The following is a 19701-nucleotide window of genomic DNA, read 5'->3' on the forward strand; positions in this document are numbered from 1 at the left end:
GCATCACGGCCGAGGCCGGTGCGGGCACGCCGAATCGCGGATGTACTCGCGACCGAAGAGCCAGGATACTTGACGCTTCGCTCACAGCCCAATCCGGGGCAGTCCGCTCCGGGTCCGCGGGCCGCTCAGCGGCCTTGCTCGTACCGGCGCAGCTGCTCCAGATCGATCATGCTCGTGTCGAAGAAGCTGGTCTCGTCGAGCGCGGCCGCCTGCTGGCCGCCGTCCGGCACCGGCTGCGGCTGCTGGCCGTACGCGTACGGGTCGGCGTACGCCTGATCGTAGCCAACCTGCTGCGGGTAGCCGGCGTACGGGTCCTGCTGCTGTCCCCCATAGCCTCCGGCATGGGAGGTACCCCCACCGTACGCCTCCTGGGGCGCGCTCTGGGGCACGTACGTGTACGGGTCGGGTGTCAGGGCCGGGGCCGCCGGGACGTGCGGCGCGGAGGCCGCCACGGGCTGCTGCCGGGCGGGCTCGGGGTCGGCGAGCTCGGCCAGGCCGGCCAGGTAGTCCGCGTCGCTGGTGTGCCGCTGCTGGGGGAAGCCGGCCGCGTCCTGCGCCGCCATGTGGGCGCCCAGCTCGTCGGTGGCGATCCGGCCGTGCAGCTTCTGGCGGCCGCGCCCGACGGCCTCCAGGGTCTTGGAGAGGACCACCTCGAAGGCGCCGAGCTTGGCGTCGACGTACGCGTCGGCGCGGTGGATCAGGGTCTGCGGGTCGGCGCTGTACTCGGGGGCGTCGTCGTCGCCGTACGCCTCGCCGTCGGGGCCGGTCGCGGCTCCGCGGCCGAGGAGCTTCTCGCGGCCGCGGTCGACGGAGCCGATGGTTTTGGTGAGGACGACCTCGAAGTTGGCGAGCTTGGAGTCGACGTAGTCGTCGGCCTCGGCGCGGATCTCCTCCGCCTCGCGGCGGGCCTCGGCGAGGATGCGGTCGGCCTCCTCCTGGGACTGCCGGGCGATCTGGGTGTCGGAGATCAGCGAGCCGCGCTCGGCGTGGGCGGCCTCGATGATCCGCTCGGCCTCGGCGCGGGCCTGCTCGACGAGCTGCTCGCGGCCGCCGATCAGCTCCTCGGCCTGGGCCAGGGAGCCAGGCAGGGCCTGGCGGACCTCTTCGAGCATCGCGAGCAGCTCGGCGCGGTTGACCACGCAGGAGGCCGACATGGGCATGGAACGGGCGTTCCTGACCGTCTCGACGATCTCGTCGAGCTTCTTCTGCACGTCCACCGTGTGCTCGCCACTCTCTACAGCCGGGTTGGAGACGGACGGGTCGACTGTACGGCCAGTCGGCGCCGACCCGACAGCGGGTGACGGGCCGTCAGTCGCTCACTGCCCGCGCAGGCGCCGCACGAGGGCCTCGTGGACCACCGGGGGGAGGAGGTGAGAGACGTCACCGCCCCAGGCGGCGACCTCCTTGACCAGGGAGGAGGAGAGGAAGCTGTACGTCGGGTTGGTCGGCACGAAGAGGGTCTCGACGCCCGAGAGGCCGTTGTTCATCTGGGCCATCTGGAGCTCGTAGTCGAAGTCGCTGACCGCGCGCAGGCCCTTGACGATCGCGGGGATGTCGCGTTCCTTGCAGAAGTCGACGAGGAGGCCGTGGTGGGACTCGACCTGGACGTTTCCGTATTCGGTCGTCACCTGGCGGATGAGGTCCATCCGCTCCTCGACGGTGAACAGCCCCTTCTTGGACTGATTGATCATCACCGCGACGTGCACGACGTCGTACAGCTTGGAGGCGCGGGCGATGATGTCGAGGTGTCCGTTGGTGATGGGGTCGAACGACCCCGGACAGACTGCGCGGCGCAACTGAAGTCCCTCGCTCCCAGGTCCGGTCATCGTGCGTCTTCGCACGGAGAGGCGGCGCGACCGTACCAAAACGTTCCCTCGCCGTAGCGACGGGACCGCAGCGGCTCGAAACCGTCCGGCCAGGGGAATTCCCCGCCTCTGGTGCTGCGCTCCACGGTGACGAGCGCATCGGCCGCGAGCCAGCCCTGCGCGCGGAGTGTGAGGAGTATCTCCCCAAGATCGTCGTCGGCGACGGCGTAGGGCGGGTCGAGGAAGACCACGTCGTACGGCAGTGTCGGCGCCGGTCCCGTCACGATCTGTTCGGCTTTTCCGTGGCGGGTCTCGGCGCCGGGCAGGCCGAGGCCGCGGACGTTCTCCCGCAGGGTGCGGGCGGCCCGGGCGTCGGCCTCCACGAGCAGGGCGTGGGCCGCGCCGCGCGAGAGGGCCTCCAGGCCGACGGCGCCGGAGCCGGCGTACAGGTCGGCGACCCGGATGCCCTCCAGCGTGCCGAGGAGCGCCTCCCACGTGGAGAAGAGGCCCTCGCGCGCCCGGTCGGAGGTGGGGCGGGTGCCCTGGCCCGGGGGCACCGCCAGGCGGCGTCCGCCGGCCACGCCGGCGATCACGCGGGTCATCTCGGTCCTTGTCGTCGTCCCTGGTGGTCTGTGTCTCCACGATATGGGCTCGGCCCGCATCCGCACGGGTCAGCCCTTCTCGAGGAACTCCTCCCGCTCCTTGTCGACCAGCGCGTCGAGCGCCGTGCGCAGCTCCGGCAGATGCTCCAGGTCCGGGTCGGCGGCGACGACCGCGGCGGCCTCCTCGCGGGCGGCGGCGATGATCTCCTCGTCCTCGATGACGGCGAGCATGCGCAGGCTGGAGCGCGCGCCGGACTGGGCCTGCCCGAGGACGTCGCCCTCGCGGCGCTGTTCGAGGTCGATGCGGGAGAGCTCGAAGCCGTCGAGGGTGGAGGCGACGGCGGCGAGGCGCTGCCGGGCCGGGCTGGCCTCGGGCATGTCGGTGACCAGGAGGCACAGGCCGGGGGCGGAGCCTCGGCCGACGCGGCCGCGCAGCTGGTGGAGCTGGGAGACGCCGAAGCGGTCGGCGTCCATGATGACCATGGCGGTGGCGTTCGGGACGTTGACGCCGACCTCGATGACGGTGGTGGCGACCAGGACGTCGGCCTCGCCGGCGGCGAAGCGGCGCATGACGGCGTCCTTGTCGTCGGGCGCCATCCTGCCGTGCAGGACCTCGACGCGCAGTCCGGCGAGCGGGCCCTTGGCGAGCTGGTCGGCGACCTCCAGGACGGCGAGCGGGGGGCGCTTCTCCGCGTCGTCCTCCGGGGACTTCTTCTTCGGCTGATCCTCATCGTCGCCGATCCGGGGGCAGACGACGTACGCCTGGTGGCCGTTCTCCACCTCCTCGCGCACCCGCTCCCAGGCGCGGGCGAGGAAGTGCGGCTTGTCGGCGGCCGGGACGACGTGGCTGGCGATCGGCGAGCGGCCGGCCGGGAGCTGGTCGAGGACGGAGGTCTCCAGGTCGCCGAAGACGGTCATCGCGACCGTGCGCGGGATGGGCGTGGCGGTCATGACCAGCAGGTGCGGGGGCTGCTTGCCCTTCCCCCGCAGGGCGTCGCGCTGTTCGACGCCGAAGCGGTGCTGCTCGTCGACGACGACCAGGCCCAGGTCGTGGAACTGGACCTTGTCCTCGATCAGCGCGTGGGTGCCGATGACGATGCCCGCCTCGCCGGTGACCAGGTCCAGCAGCGCCTGGCGGCGGGCCGCGGCGCCCATGGAGCCGGTGAGCAGCACGACCTTGGTGCCCTGGTCCGAGCCGCCCAGCATGCCCGCCCGTCGCCCGCCACCACCCTTCTGCGGAGGCGCTTCGCGCCACAGCCCCCAATTTTCGGCGAGGTCGCCCATCATCTCCGTGATCGACCGGTGGTGCTGCTGGGCGAGGACCTCGGTGGGGGCCAGCATGGCCGCCTGGCCGCCCGCGTCGACAACGGCGAGCATGGCGCGCAGGGCGACCATCGTCTTGCCCGAGCCGACCTCTCCCTGGAGGAGGCGGTGCATGGGGTGCTCGGTGGCCAGGTCGTCGAAGATCTCGCGGGAGACCTTCTCCTGGCCCTCGGTGAGGGTGAACGGCAGCCGGGCGTCGAAGGCGTCCAGGAGGCCGCCGGGCGCCGCCTTGCGGGCCACGGCGGGCAGTTGGGTGTCGGCGTACCGGCGGCGGGCGAGGGCGACCTGGAGGACGAACGCCTCGTCCCACTTGAGCCGGTCGCGGGCCTCGGCGACGTCCGCCTTGGTGCGCGGCCGGTGGATCTTGCGCAGGGCGTCCGGCAGGGCGGTGAGCCCGCGGCCCTCGCGCAGCCGGGGCGGCAGCGGGTCGACGGCGTCCGCCGCGCTGGGGAGCACCGCGTCGACCGCCTTGGCGATCTTCCAGGACTCCAGCTTCGTGGTGGCCGGGTAGATCGGGATGAGGGCCCCGGCCCAGCTGTCCACGGCCGTCTCGCCGTCCTCGCCGCGCAGCAGTTCGTACGCGGGGTGGGCGAGCTGCGTCTTGCGGTTGAAGACGGAGACCTTGCCGGCGAACATCGCGCGGGTGCCGGGCAGCAGGTCCTTGTGGGGTTTGTGGACGCCTTTGCCGAAGAAGACCAGCTGGAGGCGGCCGCTGCCGTCGGTGATGGTCACTTCGAGCCGCTGGCCGCGCCCCTTGGCGCTGTTGAAGGTCAGCAGGCGCGCGTCGGCCACGCGGGCCACCACGGTGACGTGCTCGTCCAGCGGCAGGTCGGCGAGTGTGGTGAGCTCGCCGCGCTCGGCGTACCGCCGCGGGTAGTGGTGCAGCAGGTCGCCGACGGTGTGCAGGTCGAGGTGCTCGGCCATCACCTTGGCGGTGGCGGCGCCGAGCTGCTTCTTCAGGGGTTCGTCGAGGGCTGACACGTCTCCCATTGCACACCACACCACTGACAGGCGGGCACACCTGTGGACGGACGCGCTATTCGACGCCGATCAGCAGCAGCGGCGCCTGCGGACCGCCGGAGTAGGTGACCGTGTCGACCGCCAGGTGCGTTTCGCGCACGTGGGCTTCCAGGCGGCCGGCGAGGGAGTCCGGGGCGTCCTCGGCGACGACCAGCGTGACCAGTTCGCCGCCGCCCGAGAGCATGCGGTCCAGGACCGTCTCGGCCGTGGCGGCCAGGTCGTGGCCGATGACGGCCACGTCGCCGTCGATGAGGCCCAGGACGTCCCCGGCCTGGCAGACGCCCGCCGAGGTGAACGACTGGTGCTCGGCGACGGCCAGTTCGCCGTAGCGCGTGGCGCCCGCGGCGGCGGTCATCGCGACGACGTCCTCGTCGAAGCGGCGGTCCGGTTCGTGGACGGCGAGGGCGGCGATGCCCTGGACGGCGGCGCGGGTGGGGACGAGCGCGACCCGGATGCCCTGCGCGCGGGCCTGTTCGGCGGCGGCCGCGGCGGTGTGCCGGAGCTCCGCGTCGTTGGGCAGGAGGACCACCTCGCGCGCGTGGGCCCGGCGGATGGCGTCGAGGAGCTCCCCGCTGGCGGGCGGCTCCCCGGGCCGGGCCAGTACGGTCGTCGCGCCCGCCTCGGCGCAGAGCGCCGCGAGGCCCTCGCCGGGCAGGACGGCGACGACGGCGCGTCCCGCGCGCTCGGGTGCCTGCGTGGCCTGCGCACCGAAGTGGGTGATCCGGATCCGGTACGGGCGTCCCGCCTCGACGCCGGCCTCCACGGCCGCGCCCGCGTCGTCGACGTGGACGTGGACGTTCCACAGGCCGTCGCCGCCGACCACGACGAGGGAGTCGCCGAGCGCGTCCAGCCGGTCGCGCAGCCGCGCCACGGCCGCGTCGTCCGCTTCCAGGAGATAGATGACCTCGAAGGCGGGGCCGCCCGCCGCGCAGGGCTCCGGGTCCGGCACCACGGCCGCCCGGGGGCCGCGTGCGGACCGCGTGGGCGTCCGCCCCGGCACCGGCTGCCCCGACACCGCCTCGACCAGCGCTCCGAGCACCGCGACCAGCCCGCGCCCGCCCGCGTCGACGACGCCGGCGCGCTCCAGGACGGCGAGCTGCGCGGGCGTGCGCTCCAGCGCCGTGCGCGCCCCTTCGTACGCGGCGCGCGCCACCGCCACCACGTCGGCGCCATCCGGGGCGTCCAAGCCATCCGGGGCGTCCGCGCCGTCCTGGCCGTCCGCGCCGTCCGGAAGGGTGGAGTCCGCCGCCGCGGAGGCCACGCTCAGGATGGTGCCCTCGACCGGGTGGGCCACGGCCTGCCGCGCGGAGGCGGCCGCCCGGCGCAGCGCCCGCGCCAGGTGATCTCCGTCACGACCCTCGGCCAGCACCTCGCTCATGCCGCGCAGCAGCTGCGCCAGGATCGTTCCGGAGTTGCCGCGCGCCCCGATGAGCGCGCCGTGTGCCATGGCCCGTACGGCGTCGCCGAAGTCGGGCGCGGCGATCGCGGTGAAGACGGCGTCCACGGCCTGGGAGGCGGATTCGACGGTGAGGTAGAGATTCGTGCCGGTGTCCCCGTCCGCCACGGGATAGACGTTGATCGCGTCGATCTCCTCGCGCTCCCGGCCGAGCGCCTGAAGCGCCAGTGAGCACCAGGTACGGACCACGGTGGAGTCGAGGGTCTGCGGCACCGGGGCGGTCCTCCTTGGCTGCGGCCTGGGGCTGCACCGCAGGGTAGACCCCGTCCGGCCCCGGGGCCCCACGCGGGGGCCGGGCGGGCCGTGGTAGTTTCGTTGTACCGAAGCAGCCGTTGTATGCTGCTCCGGTTGCCCGATGAAAATCGGGCCGTTCCCCCGGCAACGCCACTTCAGTCACTCGATCTGATTCCGGCTCGCCGGATTTCACTGTAAGTGCATCTGAAGTCTTTGGAGTGACCCGTGGCTGCCAACTGCGACGTCTGCGGCAAGGGGCCGGGCTTCGGCAACAACATCTCGCACTCGCACCGCCGTACGTCCCGTCGCTGGAACCCGAACATCCAGCGCGTGCGTGCCGTGGTCAGTGGGACGCCGAAGCGGCTCAACGCCTGCACCTCGTGCATCAAGGCCGGCAAGGTCTCGCGCTAATACCGGCGACGTGTCGTCGTAGCGCAGCCTCTGCGGTTGCCTTGAAAAGCCGGTCCACCTCGGTGGACCGGCTTTTTGCCGTACCCGCGCGGTAGTCAGCGCGAGCGCCACCCGTGGTCGACCGGGCCGATCCCACCGCCCAGCGCGAAACCGGCGGCGATGGCCCCGGTCACGTACTCCTTCGCGGCCCGTACGGCCTCGGGCACCGCGAGGCCCTTGCCCAGGCCCGCCGCCACCGCCGAGGCGAGCGTGCAGCCCGTCCCGTGGGTGTGCCGGTTGTCGTACCGGGGCGCGCGCAGCCAGTGCTCCTCGGAGCCGTCGGTGAGCAGGTCCACGGCGTCGGCGTCGGCTCCGGGCAGATGCCCGCCCTTGATCAGCGCCCAGCGCGGCCCGTACTTCAGCACCGCCGCGGCGGCCCGCCGCAGATCGTCCTCGCCCTTGACGGTCACGCCGGTGAGCTGGGCGACCTCGTCCAGGTTCGGTGTCGCCACCGTCGCGACGGGCAGCAGCTTGGTGCGTACGGAATCGAGCGCGGAGGCCGCCAGCAGGGAGTCCCCGTGCTTGGAGACCCCCACAGGGTCGACGACCACGGGCGCGTCCGTCCCGGCCAGCAGCTCCGCCACCGCCTCCACCAGGGGCGCGGACGCCAGCATGCCGGTCTTCACGGCCTGGACGCCGATGTCGTCCACGACGCTGCGGTACTGGGCGCGTACCGCCTCCACGGGCAGCTCCCAGGCGCCCTGCACGCCCAGGGAGTTCTGCGCGGTGACGGCGGTGATCACGCTCATGCCGTGCACGCCCAGCGCCAGCATGGTCTTCAGGTCGGCCTGGATGCCGGCGCCGCCGCCGGAGTCGGATCCGGCGACGGTCAGGACGTTCGGGAGCGCGCGGTGGCCCCGGGAGGTCACTCGCCCTCCCCGAAGTGGTCCCAGCCGCCCTGGGTGTGCCAGGGCGCGCCGTCGACGGTCACCTGGGGCAGCGCGGAGGGGTTGAGCACCTCGCCGATCACCTTCCAGCGCGCGGGCAGCTTCACGTCCGGCGGGAAGGTGGCGACGATCGCGTGGTCCTCACCTCCGGTGAGGACCCACTGCATGGGGTCGACGCCGACGGCCTGGCCGATGTCGTTCATCTGGGTCGGGATGTCGATGAGCCCGGAGCGCAGGTCGATCCGCACCTTGCTGGCCTCGGCGATGTGGCCGAGGTCGGCGATCAGCCCGTCGCTGACGTCGCACATGGCGGTCGCTCCGAGCCCGGCCGCCGCGGGGCCCGCGTGGTAGGGCGGTTCGGGGCGCCGGTGCGCCTCGACGAAGGCGCGCGGGGAGCGGAAGCCGCGCGAGAGGACCGCGTAACCGGCCGCCGACCAGCCGAGCCAGCCGGTGTACGCGACGACGTCGCCGGGCTGCGCGCCGCCGCGGGTGACCGGCTCGTGGTTGCGCAGGTCGCCGAGGGCGGTGATGGAGACGGTGATGGTGTCGCCGCGTACGACGTCGCCGCCGACCACGGCCGCGCCCGCGACCTGGCACTCGTCGCGCAGGCCGTCCATGAGCTCGGTGGGCCAGGTCACCGGGAGTTCGGCGGGCACGACCAGACCGAGCAGCAGCGCGGTCGGTACGGCGCCCATGGCGGCGATGTCCGCGAGGTTCTGCGCGGCGGCCTTGCGGCCGACGTCGTAGGCGGTGGACCAGTCGCGGCGGAAGTGCCGTCCCTCCAGCAGGATGTCCGTGCTGGCCACCACGCGCCGGTCGGGCGCGGCCACGACCGCGGCGTCGTCGCCCGGCCCGACCCGTACCGCCGGGGTGGAGGTGAGCCGGGAGGTGAGCTCCCTGATGAGCCCGAACTCGCCGAGCTCTCCGACAGTGCCCTTCACCGAGGTTCACCTCTCCATGTCGTCGCGGACGCACCGTGCGACGGGTCGCGGCCCGTCATCGCTCTCGGTACCGTCACGTAGGTCAAGTAGACCGTCAACTGTTCCGTGCCTGTACGCCGACCGTGCACGCCACCGGCCGCGCAGGTCTCCCCGCGGCCCGCGGCGACGCGGTACCGTGGCGTCCCTTTCTCTTTCCACAAGATCCTCGTGGCCGCCCTGGAGGTTCCGTGGTTCAGGCGTACATCCTTATTCAGACCGAGGTGGGCAAGGCGTCGGCCGTCGCCGAGACCATCTCCAAGATCCCGGGGGTGATCCAGGCCGAGGACGTCACGGGGCCGTACGACGTGATCGTGCGCGCCCAGGCCGACACGGTCGACGAGCTCGGCCGCATGGTGGTCGCGAAGGTCCAGCAAGTCGAAGGCATCACCCGCACTCTGACCTGTCCGGTCGTGCATCTCTAGCCCCCGTCTACCCTTGGCCGGTGATGTCCTGCCACCGGTCCTTGCCCTCCCCCTCCGCCACCGCCGTCCGCACCGCCGTCCGCACCGCCGTCGCGGCCGTCGCCACGGCCGCCGTCCTGCTGGCCGCCGCGGGCTGTTCCGCCTTCGGCGACGACGCCGGGCCGTCGGTCGCGGTTCCCCGCCCGACGGCGGAGGAGGCGGCCGTCTGCCGGGCGCTGGACAAGGAGCTGCCCGCGACCGTCGCCGGTCTGGACCGGAGCGATCCGGAGCCGGATTCGGAGCTGACCGCCGGATGGGGGGACGGGGCGATCGTACTGCGCTGCGGTGTCCCGCGGCCCGACAGGATGAGCGACCCCCAGGCCAAAGGCGTGGAGGCGGACGGCGTGAACTGGCTGCTGGAGCCGCGCGAGGGCACCGGGCCGCGCTTCACCTCCACGTATCGCCAGGCGTACGTGGAGGTGTCGCTGGACGAGCGGTACGCGCACGACGCCAGCCCGCTGGCGGCGTTCGCCGGGCCGGTGAAGAAGGCCGTCCCGCCGAGCCTGTGAGGGGCCCGGCGAGCGATCCGGCGGGCCCTGCAGGGGCGGCTGCCTAGCGCAGGCCGGTCGAGCGGCTCAGCGCGGCCTGGATCAGCCGGTCGATCAGCTCCTGGTAGCTCACGCCGCTCGCCTCCCACATGCGCGGGTACATCGAGATCGGCGTGAAACCGGGCATCGTGTTGATCTCGTTGATGACGAACTCGCCGTCGTCGGTGAGGAAGAAGTCCGCGCGGACCAGGCCCTCGCAGGAGACCGCCTCGAACGCGGCGATCGCGAGCCGCTGGACCTCGGCGGTCTGCTCCGGGGTGATCGGGGCGGGCACCACGCCCGAGGCCGAGTCGATGTACTTGGCCTCGAAGTCGTAGAACTCGTGGTCGGTGACCGGCGGGATCCAGGCGGGCACGCTGGCGCGCGGGCCGTCCTCGAACTCCAGCACGCCGCACTCGATCTCGCGGCCGGTGAGCAGCGCCTCCACGAGGATCTTGGGGTCGTGGCGCCGTGCCTCCTCGATGGCCTCGTCGAGCCGGGAGGGGTCGTCGACCTTGGTGATGCCGAAGGAGGAGCCGGCCCGGGCGGGCTTCACGAACAGCGGCCAGCCGTGCTCGGCGGCGAAGTCGAGGATCCTCGTGCGGGCGGCGGCGGGGTCCTGCGCCCACTCGCGGGGGCGGATCACCTCGTACGGGCCGACGGGCAGCCCGTACGACTGGAACACCCGCTTCATGTACTCCTTGTCCTGGCCGACGGCCGAGGCGAGCACACCGGCGCCGACGTACGGCACTCCGGAGAGCTCCAGCATGCCCTGGAGGGTGCCGTCCTCGCCGTACGGGCCGTGGAGCATGGGGAAGACCACGTCGACGTCGCCGAGCGCCTTGGGCACGGCGCCCGGCTCGCTGTAGACGACCTCGCGGGTGCCGGGGTCGACGGGGAGGACGACCGTGCCCTCGGCCGAGTCGGTGAGGTCGGCGACGCTCGGCAGCGCGCGGTCGGCGATGGCCATCCGCTCCGGCTCGTCCGCGGTCAGCGCCCAGCGGCCGTCGGTGGTGATGCCGATGGGCAGCACGTCGTACTTGCTCCGGTCGATGGCGCGCAGGATGGCGCCGGCGGTGACGACGGAGATGGCGTGCTCGGAGCTGCGGCCGCCGAAGACGACGGCCACGCGCGGCTTGCGCCCGGGGCTGGTGGGGAGGTTCTCGCTGCTCATATCGCGATGAGCGTACCTGCTCCCACCCCTCGCGTCAGCGACCGAGTGGCCGTCTGTTCGGGTCAGCGCCGCTCGGGCTTGGCGGCGCGCGACATCAGCTCCTTGAGGGCGACGATCGGGGGCTTGCCCTCGTGGACGATGCCGACGACGGTCTCGGTGATGGGCATGTCGACGCCGTGGCGCCGGGCCAGATCGAGCACCGACTCACAGGACTTGACGCCTTCGGCGGTCTGCTTGGTGACCGCGATGGTCTCCTCCAGGGTCATGCCCTTGCCCAGGTTGAAGCCGAAGGTGTGGTTGCGGGAGAGGGAGGAGGAGCAGGTGGCGACGAGGTCGCCGAGGCCGGCGAGGCCGGAGAAGGTCAGCGGGTCGGCGCCCATGGCCATGCCGAGGCGGGTGGTCTCGGCGAGGCCTCGGGTGATGAGGGAGCCCTTGGCGTTGTCCCCCAGGCCCATGCCGTCGGCGATGCCGACGGCCAGCCCGATCACGTTCTTCACGGCGCCGCCGAGCTCGCAGCCGATGACGTCGGTGTTGGTGTACGGGCGGAAGTACGGGGTGTGGCAGGCGGCCTGGAGGCGCCGGGCGACCGCTTCGTCGCGGCAGGCGACCACGGCGGCGGCCGGCATGCGGGCGACGATCTCCTTGGCGAGGTTCGGGCCGGTGACCACGGCGATCCGGTCCGGGGAGACGTCGGCGACCTCCTCGATGACCTCGCTCATCCGCTTGGCGGTGCCCAGTTCGATGCCCTTCATCAGGGAGACGAGGACCGTGCCGGGGGCCAGCTTGGGGGCCCAGTCGGCGAGGTTGCCGCGGAGGGTCTGGGAGGGGATGGCGAGGACCGTGAAGTCGGCGCCGTGCGCGGCTTCGGCGGGGTCGGTGGTGGCGCGTACGGAGTCGGGGAGCCGGGCGCCCGGGAAGTAGTCCGGGTTGGTGCGGGTGGCGTTGATCGCGTCGGCGACCTCCTGGCGGCGGCCCCAGAGGGTCACCTCGCAGCCGGCGTCGGCGAGGACCATGCCGAAGGCCGTGCCCCAGGAGCCGGTTCCGAAGACGGCCGCCTTGACGGGCTGCGTCTTCTCCGGCGCCTTGTCGCGCCCCTTGTCCGCGTGTGTCACTTCGCTTCCTCCCCTGCGGCCCTGCGCCGCTGTTCCAGGCGGGCCTTGCGGTGGTCGTACGGCTGCGCGGGGGCCTTCTCCCCGCGGACCTCCTCCAGCAGGGAGGTGATCGCCGCCATGATGGCCTCGGTCGCCTCGCGCAGCACCTCGGGCGTGGGTTCCCTGTCGTAGAACCGGGTGAGGTCGACGGGCGGCCCGGCCTGCACGATCAGCGTCTTGCGCGGGAAGAGGCGGAGCTTGTTCTCCTTGGCGTACGGCGGCATCGCCAAGTTGGCGCCCCACTGGGCGACCGGGATGACGGGCACCTTGGTCAGCAGGGCGACGCGCGCCGCGCCGGTCTTGCCGGCCATCGGCCACATGTCGGGGTCGCGGGTCAGGGTGCCCTCGGGGTAGAAGGCGACGCACTCGCCGCGCTCGATGGCGGCGACGGCGGCGCGGAAGGCGTCCAGGGCGTTGGTCGTCTCGCGGTAGACGGGGATCTGCCCGGTGCGGCGCAGCATCATGCCGACGAAGGAGCCCTTGAAAAGGCCGACCTTGGCGAGGAAACGAGGAACCCGTCCGGTGTTGTACTGGTAGTGCGCGTACGACAGCGGGTCCAGATAGGAGTTGTGGTTGACCGCGGTGATGAATCCGCCCTCGGCCGGAATGTGCTCCATTCCCCGCCAGTCCCGCTTGAACAGAACCACCAACGGTGGTTTTGCGATGACCGCCGCCAGGCGGTACCAGAAGCCGATTCTGCGGCGGGACACTCGGACACCTTCCTCTGGGCTGCTTTGCCGGGGGTCAAGTGTCGCCCCAGGCCCCTGGTCTGTCGAGAACACCGTACGCCCCGCCTCGGACAGCGACCGTCCGGGCTGTGGACAATGGGCGCGATGCGCAAGGACGGAGAGCTCCCCGCGAACACCGCAGGCCCGGCCGGTCCGACCGGCCCCTGGTCCCTGGTCGTGCCGCTCAAACCCCTCCCGCTGGCCAAGAGCAGGCTCGCCGGCGCCGTCGGGCCCGTGCTCAGGCCCCGGCTCGCGCTGGCGTTCGCGCAGGACACGGTGGCCGCGGCGCTGTCCTGTCCGGCGGTGCGGGATGTGGTGGTCGTCACGGACGACCCGCTGGCGGCGGGGGCGCTGAGCGCGCTGGGGGCCGCCGTGGTGCCGGACGCCCCGGCAGGGGGCCTGAACGCCGCGCTGGCGTACGGGGCGGACGCGGCCCGCGCGCGGCGGCCCGGCGCTCCGGTGGCGGCTCTGAACGCGGATCTTCCGGCGCTGCGCCCGGCGGAGCTGTACCGGGTCCTGGGAATGGCGGGCCAATTCCCGCGGGCATTTCTGGCGGATGCCGCCGAAATCGGCACGACTTTGCTGTCGGCCGCCCCCGGAATGGAATTGCGCCCGGCTTTCGGCGGGGCGTCCAGGCTCCGCCATTTGTCGTCGGGCGCGGTGGAAATTCCGCCGGACGGCGTGGCGTCCGTACGCCGGGACGTGGACACCGGCGCGGACCTGCGGGCCGCCCTGGAACTGGGCGTGGGCCCGCACACCGCCGAACTCCGGCCCCTCGGTGAACCCGAACCCGAACCCGCGTAGCGCGGACGGCCGGATAGGCTGCGGCCCATGCAGGCCACCGCGTACACGTACGACCCCGAATCCCGCAGCGGCAGCGTCCTCCTCGACGACGGTACGCCGGTGCCCTTCGCCGCCCCGGCCTTCGACGCCGGCGGCCTGCGGCTGCTGCGTCCGGGGCAGCGGGTGCGGATCGAGACGGAGGGCGAGGGCGAGTCCCTCCGCATCACGCTGATCACGCTGCAGACGTTCTGACGCGACCCCGCGACCGACGGCACACCGCGGGCCGGGCTCCCCTTCTGGGAGCCCGGCCCGGCGCGTGAGGGGCCCGGTGGGCCTGCGGCGCTTACTTGCGCGCGGTGGTGGTCTTCTTGGCGGTGGTCTTGCGGGCCGTCGTCTTCTTGGCGGGGGCCTTCTTAGCGGTGGCCTTCTTCGCCGGCGCGGTCTTCTTGGCGGCGGTGGTCTTCGCCGGCGTCGCCTTCTTGGCCGCCGCCGTGGTGGTCTTCTTGGCGGGGGCCTTCTTCGCGGTGGTCTTCTTCGCGGCGGCCGTGGTCTTCTTCGCCGGGGTCGCCTTCTTGGCGGCCGCCGTCTTCTTCGCCGTGGCGGTGGTGGTCTTCTTGGCGGCGGCCTTCTTGCCCACGGCCTTGGAGATGGTGGGCGGCGCGCCGGAAAGGCTGCCCTTGGGCGCCTTCTTGACCGCCACCTCGCCGCCCTTGGGCAGCTTCTTGGAGCCGCTCACCAGGTCCTTGAAGCCCTGACCTGCGCGGAAGCGCGGAACAGAGGTCTTCTTGACCCGTACGCGCTCACCGGTCTGCGGGTTGCGGGCGTAGCGGGCCGGACGGTCCACCTTCTCGAACGAGCCGAAGCCGGTGACCGAGACACGGTCACCGGCGACCACGGCACGCACGATCGCGTCGAGCACCGCGTCGACGGCATCGGCGGCCTGCTGGCGACCGCCCATCTTGTCGGCAATCGCTTCTACGAGCTGCGCCTTGTTCACGTCTTCCCCTTCGGAGACATTGCCGGAACGAAAGTGTTCAAGCTTTTTCGCACGTTAGGCAGATATATACCGCAAATCAAACACGAAACGGGCTAATCACCCTAGTGCCGCAACGAAGTAGGCGGCTGCGGAGTTCGGAGTGTTAGTCACCTTCAGGGAATCGGCCCTCGTCGAGGTCCTTCATCAACCGGTCCAGGCGCTGTGCGGCGCCTGCGAGATCGTGCTTCGCCGCGGCCGTGATGGCCAACAGCTTCCGGGACAGCGCCATCCTTACGCCCTCCGGGACTTGCAGTGCGCGCACGCGGGTGTGCGCTTCTTTCAGTCGGGTTGCGACGGCCTCGTAGAGCTGGAGTTGGCTGTCGCGTTCCATGCACCGATTGTGCCATCTGGGGCGAGTTGTCGCCTCCGTAGGGGGTAACTGTCACGCCCCAACGGCCTTTCACCGCTTGCCTGGACGGCATTCGGGTACCCCCCATCCGGACGTCAAACCCCCTTCGTACGAAGGGAGTTGAGGCGCGCCGTGCCGCTCCGGAAGGGCGGGGCGGGCGAGACCGCGACACACGCGGGAGGCGTCAGCCGGATGGCCCCGCGCACGTCATCCTGCTGCCCGGCAAGGTCACTTTCACGCCAACCTGACGGAGCCGTCGGCGGTCCGCCGGAGGGCTTGGCGGAGGGCCGTCGGAGGGCGCACACGCCGGTGCCCCCGGCCGTCGATCGGCCGGGGGCACCGGGAGGGAAGCGCGGAGGGGTCGGACCGTGAGGGTCAGACCGGGAGGGTCCGCGGCTTGTACGCGGGGCGCTTCGCCTCGTACGCCGCGATGTCGGCCTCTTCCCGCAGGGTGATGCTGATGTCGTCCAGGCCGTTCAGCAGCCGCCAGCGGGCGTTCTCGTCGAGCTCGAAGTCGGCGACGATGCCCTCGGCGCGCACCTGGCGGTCCTGGAGGTCGACGGTGATCTCCGCCTGCGGGTCCGCCTCGGTGAGCTCCCACAGCGCGTCCACGACCTTCTGGTCGAGGACGACCGTGAGCAGGCCGTTCTTCAGCGAGTTGCCGCGGAAGATGTCCGCGAAGCGGGAGGAGATGACGGTCTTGAAGCCGTAGTTCTGCAGCGCCCAGACGGCGTGCTCGCGCGAGGAGCCGGTGCCGAAGTCGGGGCCGGCCACCAGGACGGTGGCGCCCTGCCGCTCGGGGCGGTTGAGAACGAACTCGGGGTCCTTGCGCCAGGCCTCGAACAGCCCGTCCTCGAAGCCGTCGCGGGTGATCTTCTTCAGCCAGTGCGCCGGGATGATCTGGTCGGTGTCGACGTTGCTGCGGCGCAGCGGAACGGCCCGGCCGGTGTGGGTGGTGAAGGCTTCCATGGTTCTCAGACTCCGGCGGTCGCGGGGGCTTCGGACAGGTCGGCGGGCGAGGCCAGGTGGCCGAGCACGGCGGTGGCGGCGGCGACCTGCGGCGACACCAGGTGGGTGCGGCCGCCCTTGCCCTGCCTGCCCTCGAAGTTGCGGTTGGAGGTGGACGCGGAACGCTCACCGGGCGCGAGTTGGTCGGGGTTCATGCCCAGGCACATGGAGCAGCCCGCGTGCCGCCATTCGGCGCCGGCCTCCTTGAAGACCTTGTCCAGGCCCTCCTCGACGGCCTGCAGGGCCACCCGGACCGAACCGGGGACCACCAGCATCCGTACGCCGTCGGCGACTTTGCGGCCGCCCAGGATGTCGGCGGCGGCGCGCAGGTCCTCGATGCGGCCGTTGGTGCAGGAGCCCACGAAGACGGTGTCGACCTTGATGTCGCGCAGCGCCTGCCCGGCGGTCAGCCCCATGTACTCCAGGGCCTTCTCCGCCGCCAGCCGCTCCGAAGCGTCTTCGTACGAAGCGGGGTCGGGGACCGTCGCCGAAAGCGGCGCGCCCTGGCCGGGGTTGGTGCCCCAGGTGACGAACGGGGACAGCTCGGTGGCGTCGATGACGACCTCGGCGTCGAAGACCGCGTCGTCGTCCGTCTTCAGCGTCTTCCAGTACGCGACCGCCGCGTCCCAGTCCTCGCCCTGCGGGGCGTGCGGGCGGCCCTGGAGGTAGGCGAAGGTGGTCTCGTCCGGGGCGATCATGCCCGCGCGGGCGCCGGCCTCGATCGACATGTTGCAGATGGTCATCCGGGCCTCCATCGAGAGCTTCTCGATGGCGGAGCCGCGGTACTCCAGGACGTAGCCCTGGCCGCCGCCGGTGCCGATCCGGGCGATGATCGCCAGGATCAGGTCCTTGGCGGTGACGCCCTCGGGCAGCTCGCCGTCGACCGTGATCGCCATGGTCTTGGGGCGGGCCATGGGCAGCGTCTGGGTGGCCAGCACGTGCTCGACCTGGGAGGTGCCGATGCCGAACGCCAGAGCGCCGAAGGCGCCGTGCGTGGAGGTGTGGGAGTCACCGCAGACCACCGTGGTGCCCGGCTGGGTCAGGCCCAGCTGCGGTCCCACGACGTGGACGACGCCCTGCTCGACGTCGCCCAGCGGGTGCAGGCGGACCCCGAACTCGGCGCAGTTCTTGCGCAGGGTCTCCAGCTGCGCCCGGGAGACCGGGTCGGCGATGGGCTTGTCGATGTCGAGGGTCGGCGTGTTGTGGTCCTCGGTGGCGATGGTGAGGTCGAGCCGCCGCACCTGCCGGCCGGCCTGGCGCAGCCCCTCGAAGGCCTGGGGGCTGGTCACCTCGTGCAGCAGGTGCAGATCGATGTAGAGCAGGTCGGGCTCGCCTTCGGCGCGCCGGACGACGTGGTCGTCCCAGACCTTCTCCGCGAGAGTCCTACCCATCGCTTTCCCTCCGGCCGGCGTCTTGGGCCGGCACCTCTAGAGATCTGTGGGCCCACGTCCGTACCCCGTTCCACGTGCCGGACGTCGGCTTGGGACCCGTTGGTCCGCGGGCCGTGAGTACAGGGTGGCAAGTTCCCCGGAAAATTGAACTTGCGTTTCACAGAGTGAGACGTGAATATCGTTGCATGGACAACTCTAGCGGCGTCGGCGTTCTCGACAAGGCAGCTCTGGTTCTGAGCGCCCTGGAGTCCGGTCCGGCCACCCTCGCCGGGCTGGTCGCGGCGACCGGGCTCGCACGACCCACGGCACATCGCCTTGCCGTGGCACTGGAACACCACCGGATGGTGGCGAGGGACATGCAGGGCCGGTTCATCCTCGGACCGAGGCTGGCGGAGCTCGCCGCCGCGGCCGGTGAGGACCGCCTGCTGGCCACGGCCGGACCGGTACTGACTCATCTGCGTGACGTGACCGGGGAGAGCGCGCAGCTCTACCGGCGCCAGGGCGACATGCGCATCTGCGTCGCCGCGGCGGAGCGGCTGTCCGGACTGCGGGACACCGTGCCGGTCGGCTCCACGCTCACCATGAAGGCCGGCTCCTCGGCCCAGATCCTCATGGCCTGGGAGGAGCCGGAGCGGCTGCACCGCGGCCTTCAGGGCGCCCGCTTCACGGCGACGGCCCTGTCGGGCGTACGGCGCCGCGGCTGGGCCCAGTCGATCGGCGAGCGGGAGCCGGGCGTGGCGTCCGTCTCCGCGCCCGTGCGGGGCCCGTCGAACCGCGTGGTGGCCGCCGTGTCCGTCTCGGGCCCGATCGAGCGCCTGACGCGCCACCCGGGGCGTATGCACGCCCAGGCGGTCATCGACGCGGCCGCCCGGCTGACCGAGGCGCTGCGCCGCTCCGGCTGACCTGCTTCCCTCTCCTGCCCCACCGCTTCAACGCCGCAGCGGTGGGGAGGAGTTGTCCCTCCGCATCCGGAAAACGAGGAAGCCCTCCCCTGCTGGGGAGGGCTTCCTCTATGCGTACCCCCGACCGGATTCGAACCGGCGCTACCGCCTTGAGAGGGCGGCGTGCTAGGCCGCTACACAACGGGGGCAAGATCTGTACGCTGTACGATCCGCTGGCCTACCTGGACTCGAACCAAGACTAACTGAACCAGAATCAGTCGTGCTGCCAATTACACCATAGGCCACTGGTGGTTTAGACCAGTTGGTACCCCCGACCGGATTCGAACCGGCGCTACCGCCTTGAGAGGGCGGCGTGCTAGGCCGCTACACAACGGGGGCCCTAGCGATCCTGCGTCTCGTGATCATCGGGTGCGACCCTGATGATCACGCGGGAAGGATCTGTACCCCCGACCGGATTCGAACCGGCGCTACTGCCTTGAGAGGGCAGCGTGCTAGGCCGCTACACAACGGGGGCTTTGCAGATAAAGCTCTGCGAGCTGGCCTACCTGGACTCGAACCAAGACTAACTGAACCAGAATCAGTCGTGCTGCCAATTACACCATAGGCCACCAAAACTCAACCCCCTTGCGAGGGTTTTGTTCGGGTTACGCTCCGGGGCTTCGGGCTTTTCGGCCCGCTCCCCTCGGCGCAGGAAGAACATTACCCGAAGGTGTCCTGGGCTCCAAAACGGGTATCGCCGCGCAGCCGCCGCAGCAGCCCGGGGAGCTGGTCGAGCCCGGTGATCCTGATCAGCTCGGGCCGCCCGCCGACCCCCGTACGGTCCAGCCATATGCCCTTCAGGCCCGCCTCGACGGCGCCCCGGGCGTCGATGTCGGGCTGGTCCCCCACGTACGCCACCTCCTCGGGCGGCAGGTTCATGACGTCGCAGGCGGCGTGGAAGGCCTCGGGCGCGGGCTTGGCGACGCCCAGCTCGGCCGCGCACAGCAGCGCCTCGAACCGGTCGCGTACGCCCAGGGCCCGCAGCTTGCGGTCCTGGTTGTGGATGCTGGAGTTCGACAGGACGGCGTGGCGGTAGCCCGCCGCCAGGACGTCCAGCACGGGCAGGGTGTCCGGGAAGAGCACCCAGGCGGCCTCGTAGTGCCGCAGGTACCGCGCGAACCACTCGTCGGCCTCGGCGTCGCTCAGCGGCCGCCGTACGAAGTCGCGCACCCGGTCCCGGCGCTGGTCCTCGAAGGCCACGCCGCCGGCCTCGAAGCGGCGCCAGTGGTGGGTGGTGAGCTCCTTCCAACGGCTGAGGGCCTGGTCGACGGAGTCGTATCCGTCCACCAGGCCCTCGGCCTTCAGGTGGTGCAGCATTCCGGCGCGGTCGGCGCTGGCGTAGTCGAAGATCGTGTCGTCGATGTCCCAGAGGACCGCGCGGATCGGCATGGTCCC

Annotated in this window: 21 protein-coding genes and 5 tRNA genes; 6 read left to right on the forward strand and 20 right to left on the reverse strand. The window is 71.7% G+C overall.

Annotated features, from left to right (window positions below):
• Positions 1-125: 125 nt before the first annotated feature.
• From ABZX67_RS08620 to ABZX67_RS08640, 5 genes are all read right to left on the reverse strand, one after another.
• On the reverse strand, positions 126-1217 hold the full coding sequence (locus tag ABZX67_RS08620) for a cell division initiation protein (protein WP_355356293.1): 1092 nt from the start codon (positions 1215-1217) through the stop codon (positions 126-128).
• 99 nt (positions 1218-1316) lie between these two features.
• Positions 1317-1796, reverse strand: coding sequence for a pantetheine-phosphate adenylyltransferase (gene coaD / locus ABZX67_RS08625; protein ID WP_355356295.1), 480 nt, complete (start codon positions 1794-1796; stop codon positions 1317-1319).
• 26 nt (positions 1797-1822) lie between these two features.
• Positions 1823-2407 carry a 16S rRNA (guanine(966)-N(2))-methyltransferase RsmD gene (rsmD, locus tag ABZX67_RS08630; protein ID WP_355356297.1) on the reverse strand — a complete coding sequence of 195 codons (585 nt, stop codon included), beginning with the start codon at positions 2405-2407 and terminating at the stop codon, positions 1823-1825.
• Positions 2408-2476: 69 nt separating this feature from the next.
• Positions 2477-4720 (reverse strand): ATP-dependent DNA helicase RecG, encoded by a 2244-nt coding sequence (gene recG / locus ABZX67_RS08635; protein ID WP_355356299.1) that lies wholly within the window; start codon positions 4718-4720, stop codon positions 2477-2479.
• A 46-nt stretch (positions 4721-4766) separates the two neighbouring features.
• A complete protein-coding gene (locus tag ABZX67_RS08640; RefSeq protein ID WP_355356301.1) occupies positions 4767-6419 on the reverse strand; it encodes a DAK2 domain-containing protein in 1653 nt (550 codons plus the stop codon).
• A 246-nt stretch (positions 6420-6665) separates the two neighbouring features.
• Between ABZX67_RS08640 and rpmB the strand changes: the two genes are divergently transcribed.
• Positions 6666-6851, forward strand: coding sequence for a 50S ribosomal protein L28 (gene rpmB / locus ABZX67_RS08645; protein WP_064070327.1), 186 nt, complete (start codon positions 6666-6668; stop codon positions 6849-6851).
• A gap of 95 nt (positions 6852-6946) precedes the next feature.
• Here the strand turns inward: rpmB and thiD are convergent, their stop codons facing one another.
• Together thiD and ABZX67_RS08655 are read right to left on the reverse strand one after the other, a co-directional pair.
• Positions 6947-7759 carry a bifunctional hydroxymethylpyrimidine kinase/phosphomethylpyrimidine kinase gene (thiD, locus tag ABZX67_RS08650; RefSeq protein ID WP_355356304.1) on the reverse strand — a complete coding sequence of 271 codons (813 nt, stop codon included), beginning with the start codon at positions 7757-7759 and terminating at the stop codon, positions 6947-6949.
• Positions 7756-8718: a thiamine-phosphate kinase gene (locus ABZX67_RS08655; protein ID WP_355356306.1), complete on the reverse strand. Its 963-nt coding sequence runs from the start codon at positions 8716-8718 to the stop codon at positions 7756-7758. Before ABZX67_RS08655 ends, thiD begins: the two co-directional genes overlap by 4 nt.
• A gap of 227 nt (positions 8719-8945) precedes the next feature.
• On the opposite strand from ABZX67_RS08655, the gene ABZX67_RS08660 reads away from it, so the two are divergent.
• Positions 8946-9179, forward strand: coding sequence for an Lrp/AsnC ligand binding domain-containing protein (locus ABZX67_RS08660; protein ID WP_355356308.1), 234 nt, complete (start codon positions 8946-8948; stop codon positions 9177-9179).
• A gap of 23 nt (positions 9180-9202) precedes the next feature.
• On the forward strand, positions 9203-9727 hold the full coding sequence (locus ABZX67_RS08665) for a DUF3515 domain-containing protein (RefSeq protein ID WP_355356310.1): 525 nt from the start codon (positions 9203-9205) through the stop codon (positions 9725-9727).
• Between the two features lie 43 nt (positions 9728-9770).
• On the opposite strand, the gene ABZX67_RS08670 is transcribed toward ABZX67_RS08665, so the two are convergent.
• From ABZX67_RS08670 to ABZX67_RS08680, 3 genes are all read right to left on the reverse strand, one after another.
• Positions 9771-10919 carry a D-alanine--D-alanine ligase family protein gene (locus ABZX67_RS08670; RefSeq protein WP_355356312.1) on the reverse strand — a complete coding sequence of 383 codons (1149 nt, stop codon included), beginning with the start codon at positions 10917-10919 and terminating at the stop codon, positions 9771-9773.
• A gap of 62 nt (positions 10920-10981) precedes the next feature.
• A complete protein-coding gene (locus ABZX67_RS08675) occupies positions 10982-12031 on the reverse strand; it encodes an NAD(P)H-dependent glycerol-3-phosphate dehydrogenase (RefSeq protein ID WP_355356314.1) in 1050 nt (349 codons plus the stop codon).
• The gene (locus tag ABZX67_RS08680) at positions 12028-12780 is read right to left on the reverse strand and encodes a lysophospholipid acyltransferase family protein (protein ID WP_355356316.1); all 753 of its coding nucleotides are present in this window, start codon (positions 12778-12780) and stop codon (positions 12028-12030) included. Before ABZX67_RS08680 ends, ABZX67_RS08675 begins: the two co-directional genes overlap by 4 nt.
• A gap of 123 nt (positions 12781-12903) precedes the next feature.
• Here ABZX67_RS08680 and cofC point away from each other — a divergent pair, with 123 nt between their 5' ends.
• On the forward strand, positions 12904-13602 hold the full coding sequence (cofC, locus tag ABZX67_RS08685) for a 2-phospho-L-lactate guanylyltransferase (RefSeq protein ID WP_355356318.1): 699 nt from the start codon (positions 12904-12906) through the stop codon (positions 13600-13602).
• Between the two features lie 27 nt (positions 13603-13629).
• Positions 13630-13833: a hypothetical protein gene (locus tag ABZX67_RS08690; protein WP_355356320.1), complete on the forward strand. Its 204-nt coding sequence runs from the start codon at positions 13630-13632 to the stop codon at positions 13831-13833.
• Between the two features lie 91 nt (positions 13834-13924).
• Here ABZX67_RS08690 and ABZX67_RS08695 read toward each other — a convergent pair whose 3' ends face one another.
• The 4 genes from ABZX67_RS08695 to leuC form a co-directional block, all read right to left on the reverse strand.
• Positions 13925-14578 carry an HU family DNA-binding protein gene (locus ABZX67_RS08695; protein WP_355356322.1) on the reverse strand — a complete coding sequence of 218 codons (654 nt, stop codon included), beginning with the start codon at positions 14576-14578 and terminating at the stop codon, positions 13925-13927.
• A 142-nt stretch (positions 14579-14720) separates the two neighbouring features.
• A complete protein-coding gene (locus ABZX67_RS08700) occupies positions 14721-14948 on the reverse strand; it encodes a hypothetical protein (RefSeq protein ID WP_355356324.1) in 228 nt (75 codons plus the stop codon).
• 393 nt (positions 14949-15341) lie between these two features.
• On the reverse strand, positions 15342-15935 hold the full coding sequence (leuD, locus tag ABZX67_RS08705) for a 3-isopropylmalate dehydratase small subunit (RefSeq protein ID WP_355356326.1): 594 nt from the start codon (positions 15933-15935) through the stop codon (positions 15342-15344).
• Positions 15936-15940: 5 nt separating this feature from the next.
• The gene (leuC, locus tag ABZX67_RS08710; RefSeq protein ID WP_355356328.1) at positions 15941-17365 is read right to left on the reverse strand and encodes a 3-isopropylmalate dehydratase large subunit; all 1425 of its coding nucleotides are present in this window, start codon (positions 17363-17365) and stop codon (positions 15941-15943) included.
• A 185-nt stretch (positions 17366-17550) separates the two neighbouring features.
• On the opposite strand from leuC, the gene ndgR reads away from it, so the two are divergent.
• Positions 17551-18267 carry an IclR family transcriptional regulator NdgR gene (ndgR, locus tag ABZX67_RS08715; protein ID WP_355356330.1) on the forward strand — a complete coding sequence of 239 codons (717 nt, stop codon included), beginning with the start codon at positions 17551-17553 and terminating at the stop codon, positions 18265-18267.
• Positions 18268-18382: 115 nt separating this feature from the next.
• On the opposite strand, the gene ABZX67_RS08720 is transcribed toward ndgR, so the two are convergent.
• From ABZX67_RS08720 to ABZX67_RS08745, 6 genes are all read right to left on the reverse strand, one after another.
• Positions 18383-18455, reverse strand: a tRNA-Glu gene (locus ABZX67_RS08720).
• 24 nt (positions 18456-18479) lie between these two features.
• Positions 18480-18551: transfer RNA gene (locus tag ABZX67_RS08725), tRNA-Gln, on the reverse strand.
• Positions 18552-18569: 18 nt separating this feature from the next.
• A tRNA-Glu gene (locus ABZX67_RS08730) sits at positions 18570-18645 on the reverse strand.
• 63 nt (positions 18646-18708) lie between these two features.
• Positions 18709-18781, reverse strand: a tRNA-Glu gene (locus tag ABZX67_RS08735).
• Between the two features lie 22 nt (positions 18782-18803).
• Positions 18804-18875 (reverse strand) — tRNA-Gln (locus ABZX67_RS08740).
• A 91-nt stretch (positions 18876-18966) separates the two neighbouring features.
• On the reverse strand, positions 18967-19695 hold the full coding sequence (locus ABZX67_RS08745; protein WP_355356332.1) for an HAD family hydrolase: 729 nt from the start codon (positions 19693-19695) through the stop codon (positions 18967-18969).
• Positions 19696-19701 lie beyond the last annotated feature (6 nt).

Source organism: Streptomyces sp. NPDC003036 (genome assembly GCF_040611175.1).
Taxonomy (GTDB): domain Bacteria; phylum Actinomycetota; class Actinomycetes; order Streptomycetales; family Streptomycetaceae; genus Streptomyces.